Genomic DNA, 17968 nt, shown 5'->3' with positions numbered 1-17968 from the left:
AGAGGGGCTAGCCCCGGGTTGCGCGCTCAGTGGCAGACAAGCTAGCTTGGCTGCGGGAAAATTGGGCTTAGGTCTAGTTGTTCGGCTGGCGGATTGCTGCCACTACTGGCCTGCAAAACAAAAAGAACCCGGTTTCCTAGGGGTATTGGGGAGGTCCTTCATGCGCAAACTGCTTCTTGCGGTCGCAGCGGCCACGTTTGCTTTGGCTCCGGCGATTGCCCAGGCCCAGAGTCCCATTGTCATCAAGTTCAGCCATGTCGTCGCCAACGACACCCCGAAGGGCAAAGGTGCGCTGAAGTTCAAGGAGCTCGCCGAGAAGTACACCGACGGCAAGGTCAAGATCGAAGTCTATCCGAACTCCTCGCTCTACAAGGACAAGGAGGAGATCGAGGCGCTCCAGCTCGGCTCGGTGCAGATGCTCGCGCCCTCGACCGCGAAATTCGCGCCGCTCGGGATCAAGGAATTCGAGGCACTCGACCTGCCCTGGCTGTTCAAGGACGACGAGACCTATGCCAATGCGATGAAGGGCACGGTCGGCAAGTGGCTGTTCCAGAAGCTGGAGGCCAAGGGCATCACCGGCCTCGCCTATTGGGACAATGGCTTCCACATGGTGTCGTCGAATCGGTCGCTGATGAAGCCGGAGGATTTCAAGGGCCTGAAATTCCGCATCTCCGGATCGAAGATCGCGGACCAGTACTTCCGCCTGATGGGTTCGATCCCGCAGATCATGGCGTTCTCCGAGGTCTACCAGGCGCTGCAGACCGGCGTGGTCGACGGCTGCGAGAATACCGCGTCCAACTACTGGACGCAGAAGTTCTACGAGGTGCAGAAGGACATCACCGTGTCCTATCATGCCCATCTGCAATATGCGGTCATCGTCAACTCCAAATTCTGGTCCGGCCTGCCGCCCGACATTCGCGCCCAGCTCGAGAAGGCGATGAACGAGGCGACCGACTACACCAATTCGATCGCGCGGCAGGAGAACGAGGACGCGCTCGCCGAGATCAAGAAGGCGGGCAAGACTACGCTGCATTATCTCACGGACGCCGATCGCAAGGCGTGGCAGGAAGCGATGCAGCCGACTTACAAATGGGCCAAGGGGCGGGTCGGGCAAGAAGTGCTCGATCTCGTCGCCAAGGAACTCGACGTCAAGATGAACTGACGCGATTTCCGGAGAAATAATACAAACGGTCGGGAGTGTGTGCACTCCCGGCCGTTTCGCATCGGTAGGGGGACCTTGATTTGCTTCGCGTGCTCAATCAGGCGCTTAATCATCTCGAAGAATGGTTGATCGCGACGCTCATTGCGGCCGCAACCGGCCTGATCTTCATCGCGGTCATGCACCGCTATGGCGCGGGCGAGTCGATCGTCCTGTCGCGCTGGGCGACCGCGCACGGGATGACCTGGCTCGCGACGCTGTCGATGACGGTGTTCACCTTCCTGTCCGAGCTCGACCTGTCATGGGCGCAGGAACTCTGCATCTACATGTTCATCTGGATGGCGAAGTTCGGCGCGGCCTATGGCGTGCGCACCGGCATCCATGTCGGCGTCGACCTGCTCGTCAACCGCCTGCCCGAACATTCGCGCAAGCACGTGATCCTGTTCGCGCTGCTCTGCGGCGCGCTGTTCACCGGCATGATCGCCGCCTTCGGCGCCTCCTTCGTGAAGGAGATGTTCCACACCGGGCAGCAGTCCAACGATCTGGAAGCGCCGATGTGGTTCGTCTATCTGGCGATCCCGCTCGGCTCCGGCCTGATGTGCTTCCGCTTCCTCCAGGTCTCATGGTTCTACTACTGGACCGGCGAGCTGCCGCACCACGACGAGACTCATGTCGAAGGCGTGGAGGCCGACGTCTCGCCCGCGCTGCATCCGCAGCCCGCCGGCGCCGAGACCAAAGCCGCCGCGCGAAAAGTGTCACCGCTCGGCGTCATCCTGATCCTGGCGCCGATCCTGATCTTCGCCATGTGCCTCGCCGAGAAGTTCGGCGTGGTGCTGCTGCCGCACTGGATGCGGGCCGCGACCGTCTTCGCGCTGCTGATCGCGCTGATGCTGACCGGCATCCCGGTCTCGATCGCGCTCGGCCTCACCGTGATGACGTTCCTGTTCACGCTGACCACGGTGCCGATCGAGGCGGTCTCGATGAAGCTCTTCACGGGCATCGAGGGCTTCGAGATCATGGCGATCCCGTTCTTCATCCTCGCCGGCAATTTCCTCACCCATGGCGGCGTCGCGCGCCGCATGATCAATTTCGCGACCTCGCTGATCGGCCACTGGCACGGCGGTCTCGGCCTGGCCGGCATCGTCGCCTGCGCGATGTTCGCGCTGGTCTGCGGCTCGAGCGTCGCGACCGTCGCCGCGATCGGCGCGATCGTGCTGCCCGAGATGGTCCGCCACGGCTATCCCATGCATTTCGGCGCCGGCATCATCACGGTCGCGGGCTCCCTCGGCATCCTGATGCTGCCGTCGATCCCGAAGATCGTCTACGCCGTCTCGACCAATACCTCGATCGGCGCGCTGTTCGTCGCGGGCCTCTTGCCCGGCATCATGCTGACGACGATGCTCTGTATCGTCACCTGGTGGCTCGCGCGCAAGCGCGACTATCCGCGGATGCCGAAGGCGAGCTGGGGCGAGACCGTCCGCACCTTCCGCGAGAGCATCTGGGGATTGATGCTGGTCGTCATCATCATCGGCGGCATCTACAGCGGCCTGTTCACCGCCACCGAGGCGGCGGCGATGGCCGCGGTCTACTCCTTCGTCATCGCGGTGTTCGTGTACAAGGCCATCGGGCTGAAGGACGTGCCGCGGGTGCTGCTCCGTGCCGCCAACACCAGCGCGATGCTGCTCTACATCGTCACCAACGCGGTGCTGTTCTCCTTCGTGCTCTCCAACGAGAACCTGCCGGCGACGCTTGCCGACTGGATCGCGGCGCAGAACCTCGGCTGGGTCGGCTTCCTGCTGGTGGTCAACGTGCTGCTGCTGCTCGCCGGCAACTTCATGGAGCCGAACTCCATCATCCTGATCATGGCGCCGATCCTGGCGCCGGCGGCCAAGAAGCTCGGCATCGACCTCGTGCATTTCGGCATCGTGATGGACGTCAACATGGAGGTCGGCCTTTGCCATCCGCCTGTCGGCCTCAACCTCTATGTCGCCTCGATGATCGCGCGAATGCGAATAACCGAGCTCGCGGTCGCGGTGCTGCCGTGGCTGATCACCATGCTCGGCTTCCTCGTCATCGTGACCTACTGGCCCGATTTGACGCTGTGGCTGCCGCGGGTGCTGGGGATGCATTAGCGAGGGCGGCGAATTCGGTCCCTCTCCCGCTGTGAGAGAGGGTGTCTTCGCGAAGCGAAGCCGGGTGAGGGGTTCTCACCGCGAGTCCCCATCACAAGTGAATTCGCGGAGACAACCCCTCATCCGGCGCTTCGCGCCACCTTCTCCCGCAAGGGAGAAGAGAAGGACGCCTGTGCGGCCTCCGCCAATGATGGCAATCACCCGCGAGATGCGGTTAGATGCGCGCAACAGGCCGGAGGAAACCAAAATGACTGAACTCAGCCGCTCGCCCAAGGACGCGACGCCGTCCGTCATCGCGCAGCAAACGGCGATGCTGAATGCGCTGCCGTTTTCCGACACGCGGGATTTCGACGATGCCGCGCGCGGCTTTCTCGGCACGATCGAGAATGCGGCGATCACCAATCCGCAGGGGCGGACGGTCTGGAGCCTCGAGCCCTACGGCTTTCTCTCGGCCGACGAAGCGCCACCCACGGTCAATCCCAGCCTGTGGCGGCAGTCGCGCCTCAACATGCAGCATGGGCTGTTCGAGGTGGTGCCCGGCGTCTACCAGGTGCGCGGGCTCGACATCGCCAACATGACGCTGATCGAGGGCGACAGCGGCGTCATCGTCGTGGACACGCTGACCTCGATCGAAGGCGCGCGCGCCGCGCTCGATCTCTATTTCAGGCATCGCGGCATGAAGCCGGTGGCCGCCGTCATCTTCACCCATACCCACACCGACCACTGGGGCGGCGCGCGCGGCGTGCTGGAGGAGGACGCGCTCGCCACGGGACGCGTGCCGATCATCGCGCCGAACCTGTTCATGGAGCACGCCGTCTCCGAGAACATCATCGCGGGACCGGCAATGCTGCGCCGGGCGCAGTATCAGTTCGGCTCGTTCCTCGCCAAGGGCGTGCGCGGGCAGGTCGATTGCGGGCTCGGCAAGTCGATGGCGGCAGGCTCGGTCGCGCTGCTGCGCCCGACCGATCTGATCATGGCGACCGGCGACAGGCGCGTGATCGACGGCGTCGAATTCGAGTTTCAGATGGCGCCGAACAGCGAGGCGCCGGCGGAGATGCACTTCTTCGTTCCGCGCTACAAGCTGTTGAACCTCGCGGAGAACTGCACCCACAATTTCCACAATCTGCTGCCGTTCCGCGGCGCCGACGTGCGCGATGCGCTGGCCTGGTCGAAATACCTGGGCGAGGCGTTGCGGCTATGGGACGGCAAGGCGGAGGCGATGTGCGGCCAGCATCACTGGCCGGTGTGGGGCCGCGAGCGTATCGGCACCATGATCCGGCAGCAGCGCGATCTCTACAAGTTCGCGCATGACCAGACCATCCGCTTGATGAACCATCGCCTGACCGCCGCCGAGATCGCCGAAACGATCCAGCTGCCGAAGAGCCTGGAGGGCGCTTGGCACGGCCGTGGCTATTACGGCCACATCCGCCACAATGTGAAGGCGATCTACCAGAAATATCTCGGCTGGTACGACGCCAATCCGGTCAATCTCGATCCGCTGCCGCCGGTCGCCTCGGGCAAGAAATATGTCGAGTACATGGGCGGCGCCGACGCGATTCTCGCGCGCGCTCGGACGGACTTCGACAAGGGCGAATTCCGCTTCGTCGCGCAGGCGCTCGGCCATCTCGTCTTCGCCGAGCCTGACAACGCGGCGGCACGTCACCTGCTGGCCGATACGCTGGAGCAGCTCGGCTACGCCGCCGAGAGCGCGACCTGGCGCAACGCCTATCTGTTCGGCGCCCAGGAGTTGCGCCAGGGCATGCCGAAGGCCCCACCGCGCCCGCCGATGCCGCGCGAGACGCTGGCGGCGCTGCGCACCGAGCAGCTCTGGGACGTGCTCGGTATCCGCCTCAACGGCCCGAAGGCGGAAGGCAAGCACATCGTGCTGAACTGGCGCTTCTCCGACACCGGCGAGACCTTCGCGCTCAACCTGGAAAACTGCGCGCTCACCTATAGCGAGGGCGTGCAGGCGGAAAACGCCGACGCGAGCTTCACGCTGGCGCGCGCGACGCTCGACGAGGTGATCGCGAAGCTGACGAGCTTTCCGGAGGCGGTCGCCGCCGGCAAGGTCCAGCTCGCCGGCAACCCGATGCGGCTCGCCGAGCTGATGGGCCTGATGGACGAGTTTCCACGCATGTTCGAGATCGTGGAGCCGAAGCGGGCGGCGGTGGGGTAAGCGAGTGCGGGAATGCCTTCGGGTGTGGAGGCAACCCCTCACCCAAACGAGTTTGAGGCTTGGCTGTCGCAGCCCTCTCCCACAAGGGGAGAGGGCACTTCGACTGGCAGCGGCGTAGAAGTGCTACTCCGCGCTGCTCACCAGCTTGATCTTCGGTGCCTGCGCTTCCGTCAGGCTGCGATAGGCCGCGAGATAGTCCAGCGCCATTCGCCGCGCCGTGAAGCGCTTTTCGAACTGCTTGCGGATCGCCGCGCGGTCCAGTTGCGGAAGGCGCTTGACGACGCCGGCGGCGCTGATGATGTCCTCGACGACGAAGCCGGTCAGGCCCTCGTCGATGATCTCCGGCACCGAGCCGCGGTTGAAGGCGACGACCGGCGTTCCGCAGGCCATGGCTTCGATCATCACGAGGCCGAACGGCTCGGGCCAGTCTATCGGCAGCAGAAGTCCGAGCGCACCGCTCAAGAATTCCGACTTCTCGTGATCGCTGATCTCGCCGATGAACTCCACCAGCGGATTGTTCGCGATCATCGGCCGGATCAGCTCGTCGTAATAATCCTGGTCGGCGCGATCGACCTTTGCCGCGATCTTCAGCGGGATGCCGCAATGGGTCGCGATCTTGATGGCGCGGTCGACGCCCTTCTCCGGCGCGATGCGGCCGAGCACGGCGAGATATTCCTGCCTGGCCGGCTTCGGCGTCAGCAAGTTCTCCGGCAGGCCGTGATGGATCGTCGTCACCCAGTTCGCCTGCGGCACCGGCCGCCGCTGGGCATTCGAGATCGAGATCACCGGCATCTTGGAGAAGATGTTGAACACCGGCTGATGCTCCGGCAGGTCGAGCCGGCCGTGCAGCGTGGTCAGGAACGGTGTGGGCTGCCGGTGGAACAGCGACCACGGATAATAATCGAGATGGAAGTGGAGGAAGTCGAACTCCTCGTCGTCACATTTCTGCCGCACGCGCTCCAGCAGCACCATGTGCAACGCGTTGGGATCGCGCACGGAACCGTCGAGGCGAAGCGCCCGCGGCCAGAGGGCGTCCAGCTTCGCCGACGTCTGCGAGTCGCCGCTGGCGAACAGCGTCACGTCATGTCCCAGGGCCACCAGCTCTTCCGTCAACCAATGCACCACCCGCTCGGTGCCGCCATACAGCTTGGGTGGAACAGCCTCCGTCAACGGAGCTACCTGCGCGATGCGCATCTCGCCTTCTCCTCTGCGATCATGAACGTTGGAAAACCCCCAACCTGTACGGCACCGGCCATGCCAGCGAAGGGAACGTTCCCGCACTTGCGAAGTTCCTCTCAACAAACGTTACATATTCGACACATCGCGCGCCTGTCTCGATGCTGCCATCTCCTCTTCGCAGATCGTCCGCATCCGCATGTCGTGATCGCCTGGCCCGGAACCCGGGCGAAGCGGTCGATGTTCAGTCGGCTGGTACAAAAAAACTCTAATCAACACGACGGGGCGATAGCCATATGGATCATCTTTCTGGATACGCGCGCAGGCCATTCGCCTTTGTCTTGCGCTATCTTCGGCGACGGCTTGCCTCGCACCTGGTGATCCTGACCGCTGTTGTTGCAGCCGTTGCCTGCTCGGTAGGCACGCAGTATGGCGTCAAATCCCTGGTCGACAGCCTGTCGGCGGGAACCGCGCATGGCGGCAGCGTATGGCTGGCATTCATTCTGCTCATGTCGCTGATCGCCGCCGACAACTTCCTGTGGCGGATCGCGAGCTGGACGGCGAGCTTTACGTTCGTTCGCGTCACCGGCGATCTGCGCCGGGACATCTTTCGCCATCTGACCGGACACGCGCCGAGCTACTTCTCCGATCGTATGCCTGGCATGCTGACCAGCCGTATTACGGCAACATCGAACGCGGTGTTCACGGTCGAGAACATGTTCGTCTGGAACGTGCTGCCGCCGTGCATTGCCACAATTGCGGCAATCATGCTGATTGGAACCGTCAGTCCTTACATGGCGCTCGGCCTGATCGTGGTCGCGGGCGGCATGGTGATTGCGATGTTCCATCTGGCCGCGGCCGGCAAGCCGCTGCATGACGACTTTGCCGACAAGGCCGCCGTCGTCGACGGCGAGATGATCGACGTCATCAGCAACATGCCGCTGGTCCGGGCCTTCTGCGGCATCAGCCACGAGCACGAGCGGTTCGATGCGACCGTGAATCGGGAACTCACCGCGCGCGGCCGCAGCCTGCGCTATCTGGAGAAGCTGCGGCTCACGCATGCCGGCGTGACCGTCGTGCTCACCATTGCGCTGATGGCCTTGGCGATCACGCTCTGGCAGGACGGTGAGGCGACGACCGGCGACGTCGTGCTGGTCTGCACCCTCGGCCTGTCCATTCTCAACGCGACGCGCGACCTCGCCGTGGCGCTGGTCGACGTGACCCAGCATGTCGCGCGCCTGACCGAGGCGATCGCGACGCTGCTGGTGCCGCACGACTTGCGCGATCACCCCGAGGCCGAGCCGCTGGTCAAGAGCGGCGCCGCGATCGCGTTCAACAACGTCACCTTCGGCTATCCCGGCGGCGAGAAGATTTTCGAGCGGTTCAGCCTGCGGCTCCAGCCCGGCCAGCGCGTCGGCCTGGTCGGCCAGTCCGGCGGCGGCAAGTCGACGCTGTTCACGCTGCTGCAGCGCTTCTACGACGTGGACGAAGGCAGCGTCACCGTCGACGGCCAGGACATCGCGATGGTGACCCAGCTCAGCCTGCGTGAAGCGATCTCCGTCGTGCCGCAGGACATTTCCCTGTTCCACCGCTCCATTCGCGAGAACATCCGCTACGGCCGGCCGAACGCGACCGACGACGAGGTGCTGCGCGCGGCGATCGCGGCGCGCTGCGATTTCATCGATAGCCTGCCGGAAGGTCTCGACACCATGGTTGGCGACCGCGGCGTCAAGATGTCCGGCGGTCAGCGCCAGCGCATCGCGATCGCACGGGCCTTCCTGAAGGACGCGCCGATCCTGCTGCTGGATGAGGCCACCGCGGCGCTCGACAGCGAATCCGAGGAGGCGATCCGCGAGGCGCTGACGCGCCTGATGCGTGGCCGCACCGTGATCGCGATCGCGCACCGCCTCGCGACCCTGCGCAATTTCGACCGCGTGATCGTATTGAAGGGTGGTAAGATCATCGAGGACGGCTCGCCCGAGCGTCTGATGCAGGGCCATGGGCCCTATCGGGAGCTGGTGACGCAGGAAATGAGCCGGCTCGCGCAAGCCGCCGCGTAAACCCGACAGTCGCGTTCGCGTTGGTTGCGTTTCCAAACAGGCGCAGGGGAGCAGCTCATGGCAGCCGAAGTCGTCACCAAGTTCGTCTCTGTGGCGCGGACCGTGGAGCAGGTCGCGGAGCAGCCGTTCTATATCCCGATGACGGGGCCGTCGGCGCGGCCGCGGCGCTCGCTCAAGCACGACGACACCTTCATCGTGCTCGACAGCCATGGCGACATCGGTGCATCGGCCGGCGGGCCGGACGGCCTGTTTCACCATGACACGCGCTACCTCGCGCGGCTGGAGCTCGTGCTCGACGATCTCCAGCCCCTGCTGCTCGGCTCCAACCTGCGCGACGACAATTCGGCGCTGACCGTCGATCTGACCAACCCCGACATCTACCGTCAGGGCAGCCTCGCGCTGCAAAAGGACCTGCTGCACATCGTGCGCACGATCTTCCTGTGGCGCGGCACCGCCTATCAGCGCATCGGCGTGCAGAACCACGGCGACCGGCCGGCCGGCTTCGAGCTGACGCTGCTGTTCGACAATGATTTTGCCGATCTGTTCGAGGTCCGCGGCGAGCGGCGCCCGCGCCGCGGGACCGGCGCCAGCCGCCTGCTCGGGCCGACCGACGTCCTGTTCGAATATCGTGGCCTCGACGATGCCGAGCGCACCACCGGCCTGCATTTCGACCCGCGTCCGACGCGGCTGTCCGTCAACGCCGCCACTTGGCAGCTCGAGCTCGATCCGCATCAGTCGAAATCGCTGTTCGTGGCTGCGTCCTGCAACCGGCCGGTGGCGGAGAAGCCGACGCGCTTCTTCAGGGGTCTGCTGGCCCACCGCCGCGAGATGCGCCACTCGACCATGGGCGCGGCCAGCATCGAGACCTCCAACAACATCTTCAACGAGGTGCTGTGCCAGGCCATGGCCGACCTCAACATGCTGATGACGGAGACGCCGCAGGGCCGTTATCCCTATGCCGGCATTCCCTGGTACTCGACGACCTTCGGCCGCGACGGCCTGATCACGGCGCTCCAGATGCTCTGGGTGGACCCGCGGGTCGCCAAGGGCGTGCTGCGGCGGCTGGCGCATTTCCAGGCGAAGGCGATCGATCCGCTCGCCGATGCCGCGCCCGGAAAGATCCTGCACGAGATGCGCGGCGGCGAAATGGCGGCGCTGCGCGAGGTGCCGTTCTCGCAATATTACGGCAGCGTGGATTCGACCGCCTTGTTCGTGCTGCTCGCCGGAAGCTATTTCGAGCGCACCGGCGACGCGGCCACGTTGATCGAGCTGTGGCCCGCGATCGAGGCGGGGCTGGCGTGGATCGACGGTCCCGGCGATCCCGATCAGGACGGGTTCGTCGAATACCAGCGCGCGACCGAGAAGGGGCTGGCCAACCAGGGCTGGAAGGATTCCTACGATGCGATCTTCCATGCCGACGGCCGGCTCGCGGAGGGCAATATCGCCCTCGCCGAAGTCCAGGGCTACGTCTACGCGGCCAAGCAGCTTGCCGCGCGTTGTGCGCTGCGGCTCGGCAAGCCGGACCGCGTGCGCAAGCTCGAGGCCGAGGCCAAGGCGCTGGCCGCGCGTTTCGAGCAGGCGTTCTGGTGCGAGGAGCTCGGCACCTACGCGCTTGCCCTCGACGGCGACAAACGGCCCTGCAAGGTGCGGACCTCGAATGCCGGGCAGATCCTGTTCAGCGGCATGATCCGCGAGGACAGCGCCCGTCTCGTCGCCGCCGACCTGATGCAGCCGCATTTCTTCTCGGGGTGGGGCATCCGCACGGTCGCGCAGGGCGAGGTGCGCTACAATCCGATGTCCTATCATGACGGCTCGATCTGGCCGCACGACAACGCGCTGATTGCGCTCGGGCTCGCGCGCTACGGGCTCAAGCATTCGGTGGCGCATGTCTTCAAGGGGCTGTTCGACGCCGCGACCTACATGGATCTGCGCCGGCTGCCCGAATTGTTCTGCGGCTTCCGGCGCGAGAAGCGGCGCGGCCCGACGCTCTATCCGGTCGCCTGCGCGCCGCAAGCCTGGGCCAGCGCGACGCCGTTCACGCTGCTGGAGGCGGCGCTGGGCATCGAGTTCGACGTGGCGCGCGGCGAGATCCGCCTGCGCAATCCGCATCTGCCGGCGTTTCTGAACGAGGTCATCGTGCGCGATCTGCGTCTGGGCGAGTCCAGCGTGGACCTGCGCGTCAGCCGCCACGGCGAAGACGTGGCGCTGGAGGTATTGCGCACGCGCGGACAGATACAGGTGTCGATCGTGCTGGCGCGCTGACGGCGCGCCGCGAGGAGGGTTCATGCGTACCGCCGGATGGTTGGCCTTGAGCGTCGCGATCGTCGCGGGATGGACGGTCGCGGTATCGCGCGCCGCGGAGGAACAGCCCGTGGCGCCAAGTACACCGCGAAGCGAAGCGAACGCGCCGGCGACGGCCCAGCCGCCGGCCTCGGCGGTGCAAGTCACGCCGAAGGATGCCGCGCCGCCGCCGTCGGTGACCATCATCGGCGCGAGCGATGCGCACGGCGTGCTCGGCCGCGACGTGCTCAGCGCCGCGAACGAGGACATGGGCCGCATCGTCGACGTCATCGTCGATCGGAGCGGGCACGTGCGTGCCGCCGTGATCGATTTCGGCGGCTTCCTCGGCGTCGGCAGCCGCAAGATCGTGGTGGACTGGAACGCGATGCGGTTCGGCAAGATCGCCAACAAGAAGGACAGCATCACGCTGGAATTGACCAAGGCGCAGGTTGCGGCCGCGCCGGAATACAAGGAAGACACGCCGATGGTGGTGCTCGGCGCATCCGGGAGCCTGCAACCGCTGCAAGCGATTCAGTGAGGCGCGGGGAGGGATGGCCGCCGGTGCTGTTGTCGAGAAAGCCGAACCAAGCAGCCGAGGATCGCGCTCGCGGCGTTGAACAGGACAACGTTGCAGCGCCGTCGGCCGCAGGTCTTCCGGCACCGTCGCGCCGGAGCCTGCGCGGCCTCGACTGGTTCATCTTCTTCCTCGCCGACGTGCAGACCGGCTTCGGCCCCTTCATCGCGGTCTATCTGACGACGGAGAAATGGACGCAGGGCCAGATCGGCCTCGTGCTGTCGATTGGCGGCATCGTCGCCCTGATCGGGCAGATGCCGGGCGGGGCGATCATCGACGCGGCAAAATCCGAGCGGCTGGTCGCCGCCCTTGCCATCGCGACCATCGGCGGCTGCGCGCTCGCCTATGCCGCCATGCCGATCTTCCCCGTGGTCGTGACCGCCGCGACGCTGCATGCGGCGGCGAGCTGCGTGCTGGGCCCGGCGATCGCCGCGATCAGCCTCGGCCTCGTCGGTCCGCTCGCGATCGGCGAGCGGCTCGGCCGCAACGCGCGGTTTGCCTCCCTCGGCAATGGCGTTGCCGCCGCCGTGATGGGCACGGCCGGCTATCTGCTGTCGAGCCGCTCGGTCTTCCTGGTCACGTTCCTGCTCGCGATCCCCACCCTGATCGCGCTGTCGCGCATCCGCGAGGAGGAGGTCGACATCGCGCGCTGCCACGGCGAGATGCCGCGCGAGGCGCAGGATCGCGGCGACACCAATGTCTGGCATCTGATCCGGCAGCGGCCGCTGATCGTCTTCGCGCTCAGTGTGCTGTTGTTGCAGCTCGCAAACGCCGCGATGATGCCGCTGATGGCGAGCGCGGTGACGGCGCGGTCGAGCCAGTGGGCGACGGTGCTGGTCGCCTTTTGCATCGTCGTCCCGCAGGCGATCGTGGCGCTATTGTCGCCAACCGTCGGGCGCAAGGCGCAAGCGTGGGGCCGCAGGCCGCTGCTGCTGATAGGATTCGGCGCGCTGGTGATTCGCGGGCTGCTGTTCGCGACCGTGCGCGATCCCTATCTGCTGGTCGCGGTGCAGGTGTTCGACGGCATCACCGCGGCGGTGTTCGCGGTGATGATTCCGCTGATCGTCGCCGACGTCGCCTTCGGCAGCGGTCACTTCAATCTGGCGCAGGGCATCGTCGGCACCGCGACCGGCATCGGTGCGTCGCTGAGCACGGCGCTCGGCGGCTATGTCAGCGACAAGTTCGGCAACGCCACCGCCTTCATCGGCCTGTCCGGCGTTGCTGCGACAGGGCTCCTTTTGATCCTCCTCGTGATGCCGGAGACCCGGCGCACCACGCTCTGAACCACAAAAGAAATGGCCGGCCGAATCGGGTTCGGCCGGCCAAGTAGGGGGAGGAAGATGATCAGGCGTCGAGATTGTGCAGGCGCTGACGGTTGCGCAGCACGATCTGGCGGGCGCCGGAGAAGCCGAGAATGCCCTGGGAGTGAAGCTGCGACAGCGCGCGCGACACGGTTTCGAGGGTGAGGCCGAGATAGTCGCCGATGTCGCGGCGGCACATCGGCAGCGCCATCATGCCGGCGACGGCGAGGCGGCGGTCCATTTCGAGCAGGAAGGTCGCGACGCGCTCCATCGCGGTCTTGCGGCCGAGCAGCAGCATGTGGTCCTCGGCGTGGCGAAGTTCGCCGGCGGTCATCGCCCAAAGCTTGCGGGCAACCTGCACGTCGGTGCCGGCGGCCTTCTCGAGGCTGGAGCGCTTCACGAGGCGCACGCTGGTGTCGATGATGGCTTCGGCGGCAAGACGGTGGCTGGGGCCGGATTCGAGGCCGAACACGTCGCCGGGAAGATGGAAGGCGCCGATCTGGCGGCGGCCGTCGGAGAGAAGCTTGTAGCTGCGCACGGCACCGGTGACGACCTGGTAGACATATTCGGCCGGCTCGTCCTCGCCATAGATCTCCTCGTCCTTGCGGTAGGAGAACTCGGTGGCGACGAGGCCAACATGGCCCGTGATCGCACCGAACTGGTCGGACACCTGATGGGGCGGGGCAATCTTGCCACCGATTTGGGTGTTGATCACCTGGGTCTTGAGTGTCTGGGTCAGCATCTGCGCCATCTCCGTTGTGATGACGCATTGGTACGCGGTATCGGGAGGTTCGAAAATTTCGAGCGATATCTTAAGGGGGGTGCCTTACGTAGAACCCCGTAGGTCACGCCCGAGGCCGGTCCTGGATGGCGCGGCGGATACGCTTGAGCAGGTTTTCGTCGAGAAGCGGCTTCAAAACCACGTCTTTTACGCCGGCCGCGGCGGCCCGGGTCGAGATGTTTTCGTCCGGATAGCCGGTGATCAGGATCACGGGCGTTTCGCCGTCCGATTTACGCAGGCGGCTGGCGAGCTCGATTCCATTGATGTCGGGCATCTTGTAGTCGATCACGTAGCAGTCGGCCCCGGGCGCGCCGCCGGCATTCAGCAGCGCCGTGCCGCTCCTGAAGGTCCGCACGGCAAAGCCGTCGGTTTCCAGCAGGAACCGCAGGGATCCCAGGACTGCGGCGTCATCATCGACCACAAAGACGGTGGGTTTTGTGGAGGACGGCAGCCGCTCGTGATGTGAACTGACCTCGATCATGCTGCATGGCTAGCACAGCATCCGGCAAGGGCCTTGACTTGGCTCAATCGTTGAGCATGCCGGCGCGCATCGCGAGGCGAACCAGCTCCGAAAGGCTGTTGGCCTGCATCTTGGTCATGACGTTGGCCCGGTACACCTCGATGGTGCGGGGGCTGATGTCGTATTCGCGGGCGATCAGCTTGTTGGAAAGGCCGGCGATCAGCCCTTCCATGACCTGGCGCTCCCTGGGGCTCAAGGAGGCGACGCGGGCGGCGATATCCTGCGCGACGGCCTCGCTCTTGGCGGCCGGCTCGGCCTGGCGGATCGCCGTTTCGATCATGGCGGTGAGGCGGTCGTCCTCGAACGGCTTTTCCAGGAAGTCGACCGCCCCTAACTTCATCGCCTCGACCGCGAGCGGCACGTCGCCGTGGCCGGTCATGATCAGGATCGGAAAGGGGCTTTGCTGCGCCTTCATCCGCTTCAACAGCTCGATGCCGTCAAGGCCCGGCATGCGCACGTCGGAGACGACGCAGCCGAAGGAGAGACCCGGCAGGGCGTCGAGAAAGGCTTGCGCGTCGTCAAACAGCGTGACGCCGAAGCCGGCAGAATCCAGCAGGAAATTCAGCGAATCCCGCATCGCCGCGTCGTCGTCGATGACGTAGATATGTCCCTTGGTCGTCATGCATCAATTCTCGTCGGCTGCCGGGAGGGTGAAGCGGAAGGTCGCCCCGCCCGATGCGTTGCTCTCGGCCCACATGCGCCCGCCGTGAGCTTCGATGATCGAGCGGCTGATGGACAGTCCCACGCCCATGCCGGTGTCCTTGGTGGTGAAGAAAGTCTGAAACAGGTTCGGAATGACGTCGTCCTGGAAACCGCTGCCGGTGTCGGACACTTCGACCTCGATCATGTCGTCGGCGGCGGGGGTGTTGGTGACGACGAGCTCGCGTCGCTGTGACTGAGCCATCGCTTCCAGCGCGTTGCGGAACAGGTTGACCAGGACCTGCTGGATCTGCACCCGGTCGGCGAGAACGAGATCGGCGCCCGGATCGAGACTGAAGCGGAGCTGCACGTTCTGCTCGCGCGCGCCGGCAAGCCCGAGCGCGCCGGCCTCCTCGATCAGCTTGGAGAGACTCTCGACCCGCTTCTCCGATTCGCCGCGGGCAACGAAGTCGCGCAGGCGCCGGATGATCTGGCCGGCGCGCAGCGCCTGCTCGGCGGCGCGGTCCAGGGCGCTTTCGACCTTCGGTGTGTTCGGATCACTGCTGCCGGCAAGCAGCCGCCGCGAGCCCTTCATGTAGTTGCTGATCGCCGCCAGCGGCTGGTTGAGCTCGTGCGCGAGCGCGGACGCCATTTCGCCCATGGCGCTCAGCCTGGAGACGTGGACGAGCTCGGATTGCAGTTCCTGGAGACGCGCCTGGGTCTGCTGGTGCTCGGTGAGATCGCGGACGAAACCGGTAAAATAGGGCTCGCCGCCGGACTGCATCTCGCCGATCGACAGGTGCATCGGGAAGGTGGTGCCGTCGCGGCGCTTGCCGGTCACGATGCGCCCGATGCCGATGATGTGGGGATCGCTCGTGGTGCGGTAACGCGAAATGTAGCTGTCATGCCGGGAGCGGTCGGGCTCCGGCATCAGGATGTTGACGTTCTGGCCGATCGCCTCGAGCTCGGACCAGCCGAACAGGCGCTCGGCGGCGGTGCTGAACAGCTGGATGATGCCGTGGCCGTCGATGACGATCATGGCGTCGGGAATTGTGTGGAGGATCGAGCGGAGGTGGTTCTCGCGGGTACGGAGCGCACCCTCGACCTGCTTTTCCTGGTCGATATCGAGAAAGATGCCGCTGAGATGGCGGGCGGTGCCGGCTTCGTCCCGAATGAGTCCGGCCCGGGCGCGAATCCACTGTCCTGCGTTGGAGGTGCCGGCGACCCTGAAGGACACGTCGAAGCCGCCACCGCGTTCGGAGACGCGCTTGATCGCGCTCTCCACGCGCTCGCGGTCCTCGGGCTCGAGGCGTGACAGGAAGAGGTCGTAGCTCGCCGGCTGGTCCTGCCCGATCCCGAGCAGCGTCCGCGCGGTATCCGACCAGTCCAGCGCCCGGGTCTTGAGGTCGAGATCCCAGGTGCCGACGCCGAATCCCTCGATCCGGACTCGGAAATGCTCGCCCCGGCCGTCATCCGGCGGATGCGTTACGCGGGTCGGCGCCAAGGTGTCACTCCCATTCTCGTGCCACGGGCCGGGTGCCGCAACCACGGCGGCAATTTCGCCCAAGCCCGGGCTGGAGGCAAGTTCCGATGTTTGATTCCATTGGCGTAATTCCGGTGGTCCCGTGTGGGCGACGGTTTGATCTATCTCATCCTGCCTCGCGCCGGCACAGCTAGATTTCATAGCAGTTCATTGCCCGGAGAATTCTAATGACATACGCGACCGTGATGGTCAGCTTGGCGCTCGACCAGTCCAACGAGGCGCGTCTTCAGGTCGCGGGCGAGCTCGCCGAGCGATTCGAGGCAGCCATCGTCGGGGTTGCCGCGGCGCAGTTCGCCCCGCCACTCTATTTCACCGACGGCGCCGCCGCCCAGGGACTGATCGACGAGGGCGAAGCGTCCGTCAGGCGACGGCTGGCGGCTCTGGAGGCGCAATTCCGCGCCGCCACCAAGAATCGCGGCGGGCATGCCGAGTGGCGCAGCGCCATGGATTTTCCGGCGCGATTCGCCCTTGCGCAGGCGCGCTGCGCCGATATCGTCGTCAGCGGCGGGCAGAGCCCGGCCTTCTCCGACGCTTTCGCGCTCGCAAGCCCCAAGGATCTGGTGATGCAGGCCGGACGCCCGCTTCTCGTCGTCCCCGATGGGGCCAACTGGCTCGACCTGCGCAGCGTGCTGGTGGCCTGGAAGGATACGCCGGAGGCACGGCGGGCGGTGGCGGACGCGCTGCCGATGCTGCGCAAGGCGAGGGACGTCACCATCGCTGCAATTCCGGAGCGCGACGACGACCGCTCGGTTGTGATGGCCGGCGTCACCGACGTAGCCGCCTGGCTCGCCCGCCACGGCGTCACCGCGACCGCGCGCGTCTCGGAGGCTACGGGAGACGAACCCGCCGCCGCGCAACTGGAGCAAGTCGCCGGCGACGTCGGAGCCGGCCTGATCGTGGCGGGCGCCTATGGACATTCGCGGTTTCGCGAGCTGATCCTGGGAGGCGTCACCCAGTATCTGGTCACTCAATCCGCCCGTAGCGTGTTGCTGTCGCACTGACGGCCGTTCGGCCAAAAGCTATTCGAGGAGGACGCGCCGTGTACAGATTTCTTGAGCAGACCGTCGACGGCTACATGACGCGCAACGTCAAGACGGTGCAACGTGACATCGACATGCTCGAGCTCAGCGAGATGTTCGAGCGCGACGATTTCAATTCCTATCCGGTCGAGGACGACGGACAGGTGGTCGGCATCGTCACCAAGTTCGACATCCTGAAATGCTTCGCCTTCACGCCGAGCCAGATGCTGCCGCGCTATCATGACCTGATGAGCCGCAAGATCGGCGACGTCATGACGCCGGAGTTCATCTATGTCAGCCCCGACACGCGGCTGACGCGCGTGCTCCAGATCATGGTCGAGCACCGCATCAGGAGCATCATCGTGCTCGACGGCGCGCAGAAGCTCGTCGGCATCATCGCCCGCGAGGACGTCATCGCGGCGCTCAAGGCGACCGCGCGCGACTGACGGGGCCTCCAGTTCCCGCGATTTCAAACTCCGTGATTTCACGGAAGCGATCGGTCGACGCGCGCGCGGCGCCGGCCGCAGGCGATTGATATGGCTCTCTGATCCGCGAAAGCCTCACATTAACAGAAATCCACCTATCTTGATTTCAATCAATTCCCCGCG

The 17968-nt window shown here is 65.3% G+C and carries 14 protein-coding genes and 1 pseudogene; 10 read left to right on the top strand and 5 right to left on the bottom strand.

Going from position 1 to position 17968, the window contains the following annotated elements:
• Positions 1 to 160: 160 nt before the first annotated feature.
• The 4 genes and pseudogenes from ACFLEY_RS33610 (at position 161) to ACFLEY_RS33595 (ending at position 5467) form a co-directional block, all read left to right on the top strand.
• Positions 161 to 1162: a DctP family TRAP transporter solute-binding subunit gene (locus tag ACFLEY_RS33610; protein ID WP_028174751.1), complete on the top strand. Its 1002-nt coding sequence runs from the start codon at positions 161 to 163 to the stop codon at positions 1160 to 1162.
• Positions 1163 to 1338: 176 nt separating this feature from the next.
• Positions 1339 to 1716 (top strand): annotated as a pseudogene (locus ACFLEY_RS33605) (TRAP transporter small permease); the annotation flags it as partial.
• Positions 1717 to 2007: 291 nt separating this feature from the next.
• Positions 2008 to 3291, top strand: a complete 1284-nt coding sequence (locus ACFLEY_RS33600; RefSeq protein ID WP_028174752.1) for a TRAP transporter large permease — start codon at positions 2008 to 2010, stop codon at positions 3289 to 3291.
• Between the two features lie 247 nt (positions 3292 to 3538).
• Positions 3539 to 5467, top strand: coding sequence for an alkyl/aryl-sulfatase (locus ACFLEY_RS33595; RefSeq protein WP_396604309.1), 1929 nt, complete (start codon positions 3539 to 3541; stop codon positions 5465 to 5467).
• Positions 5468 to 5590: 123 nt separating this feature from the next.
• On the opposite strand, the gene ACFLEY_RS33590 is transcribed toward ACFLEY_RS33595, so the two are convergent.
• Complete coding sequence (locus ACFLEY_RS33590; RefSeq protein ID WP_028174754.1) at positions 5591 to 6661, bottom strand: glycosyltransferase family 4 protein; 1071 nt, start codon at positions 6659 to 6661, stop codon at positions 5591 to 5593.
• A gap of 278 nt (positions 6662 to 6939) precedes the next feature.
• Between ACFLEY_RS33590 and ACFLEY_RS33585 the strand changes: the two genes are divergently transcribed.
• From ACFLEY_RS33585 to ACFLEY_RS33570, 4 genes are read left to right on the top strand one after another with little or no spacing between them, the layout of a single operon-like run.
• A complete protein-coding gene (locus ACFLEY_RS33585; RefSeq protein ID WP_060910992.1) occupies positions 6940 to 8703 on the top strand; it encodes an ABC transporter ATP-binding protein in 1764 nt (587 codons plus the stop codon).
• 57 nt (positions 8704 to 8760) lie between these two features.
• Complete coding sequence (locus tag ACFLEY_RS33580) at positions 8761 to 10965, top strand: amylo-alpha-1,6-glucosidase (protein ID WP_060910993.1); 2205 nt, start codon at positions 8761 to 8763, stop codon at positions 10963 to 10965.
• A 22-nt stretch (positions 10966 to 10987) separates the two neighbouring features.
• Complete coding sequence (locus ACFLEY_RS33575) at positions 10988 to 11521, top strand: PRC-barrel domain-containing protein (RefSeq protein ID WP_028174756.1); 534 nt, start codon at positions 10988 to 10990, stop codon at positions 11519 to 11521.
• A gap of 23 nt (positions 11522 to 11544) precedes the next feature.
• Complete coding sequence (locus ACFLEY_RS33570) at positions 11545 to 12840, top strand: MFS transporter (RefSeq protein ID WP_038965827.1); 1296 nt, start codon at positions 11545 to 11547, stop codon at positions 12838 to 12840.
• A gap of 61 nt (positions 12841 to 12901) precedes the next feature.
• Here ACFLEY_RS33570 and ACFLEY_RS33565 read toward each other — a convergent pair whose 3' ends face one another.
• From ACFLEY_RS33565 to fixL, 4 genes are all read right to left on the bottom strand, one after another.
• Positions 12902 to 13600, bottom strand: a complete 699-nt coding sequence (locus ACFLEY_RS33565) for a helix-turn-helix domain-containing protein (protein WP_060912982.1) — start codon at positions 13598 to 13600, stop codon at positions 12902 to 12904.
• A 103-nt stretch (positions 13601 to 13703) separates the two neighbouring features.
• Positions 13704 to 14120, bottom strand: a complete 417-nt coding sequence (locus tag ACFLEY_RS33560) for a response regulator (RefSeq protein ID WP_011085543.1) — start codon at positions 14118 to 14120, stop codon at positions 13704 to 13706.
• Positions 14121 to 14163: 43 nt separating this feature from the next.
• Positions 14164 to 14781 (bottom strand): response regulator FixJ, encoded by a 618-nt coding sequence (fixJ, locus tag ACFLEY_RS33555; RefSeq protein WP_060910994.1) that lies wholly within the window; start codon positions 14779 to 14781, stop codon positions 14164 to 14166.
• 3 nt (positions 14782 to 14784) lie between these two features.
• Positions 14785 to 16302, bottom strand: a complete 1518-nt coding sequence (fixL, locus tag ACFLEY_RS33550) for a sensor protein FixL (RefSeq protein ID WP_060912983.1) — start codon at positions 16300 to 16302, stop codon at positions 14785 to 14787.
• A gap of 206 nt (positions 16303 to 16508) precedes the next feature.
• On the opposite strand from fixL, the gene ACFLEY_RS33545 reads away from it, so the two are divergent.
• Both ACFLEY_RS33545 and ACFLEY_RS33540 read left to right on the top strand, forming a co-directional pair.
• Complete coding sequence (locus tag ACFLEY_RS33545; protein ID WP_060910995.1) at positions 16509 to 17342, top strand: universal stress protein; 834 nt, start codon at positions 16509 to 16511, stop codon at positions 17340 to 17342.
• A gap of 38 nt (positions 17343 to 17380) precedes the next feature.
• The gene (locus ACFLEY_RS33540) at positions 17381 to 17806 is read left to right on the top strand and encodes an HPP family protein (RefSeq protein ID WP_011085547.1); all 426 of its coding nucleotides are present in this window, start codon (positions 17381 to 17383) and stop codon (positions 17804 to 17806) included.
• The last annotated feature ends 162 nt before the right edge of the window (positions 17807 to 17968 follow it).

The organism is Bradyrhizobium sp. YCK136 (assembly GCF_044570075.1).
In the GTDB taxonomy this organism is placed as follows: Bacteria; Pseudomonadota; Alphaproteobacteria; order Rhizobiales; family Xanthobacteraceae; genus Bradyrhizobium; species Bradyrhizobium diazoefficiens.
The sequence above is the reverse complement of the archived record's forward strand: the minus strand, read 5'-3'. Positions and strand labels throughout refer to the sequence as shown.

Coding starts and splice junctions, on each gene's coding strand:
- ACFLEY_RS33610 (WP_028174751.1), top strand. CDS start 161: ATGCGCAAACTGCTTCTTGCGGTCGCAGCGGCCACGTTTGCTTTGGCT.
- ACFLEY_RS33600 (WP_028174752.1), top strand. CDS start 2,008: ATGCGGGCCGCGACCGTCTTCGCGCTGCTGATCGCGCTGATGCTGACC.
- ACFLEY_RS33595 (WP_396604309.1), top strand. CDS start 3,539: ATGACTGAACTCAGCCGCTCGCCCAAGGACGCGACGCCGTCCGTCATC.
- ACFLEY_RS33590 (WP_028174754.1), bottom strand. CDS start 6,661: ATGCGCATCGCGCAGGTAGCTCCGTTGACGGAGGCTGTTCCACCCAAG.
- ACFLEY_RS33585 (WP_060910992.1), top strand. CDS start 6,940: ATGGATCATCTTTCTGGATACGCGCGCAGGCCATTCGCCTTTGTCTTG.
- ACFLEY_RS33580 (WP_060910993.1), top strand. CDS start 8,761: ATGGCAGCCGAAGTCGTCACCAAGTTCGTCTCTGTGGCGCGGACCGTG.
- ACFLEY_RS33575 (WP_028174756.1), top strand. CDS start 10,988: ATGCGTACCGCCGGATGGTTGGCCTTGAGCGTCGCGATCGTCGCGGGA.
- ACFLEY_RS33565 (WP_060912982.1), bottom strand. CDS start 13,600: ATGCTGACCCAGACACTCAAGACCCAGGTGATCAACACCCAAATCGGT.
- ACFLEY_RS33560 (WP_011085543.1), bottom strand. CDS start 14,120: ATGATCGAGGTCAGTTCACATCACGAGCGGCTGCCGTCCTCCACAAAA.
- fixJ (WP_060910994.1), bottom strand. CDS start 14,781: ATGACGACCAAGGGACATATCTACGTCATCGACGACGACGCGGCGATG.
- ACFLEY_RS33545 (WP_060910995.1), top strand. CDS start 16,509: ATGACATACGCGACCGTGATGGTCAGCTTGGCGCTCGACCAGTCCAAC.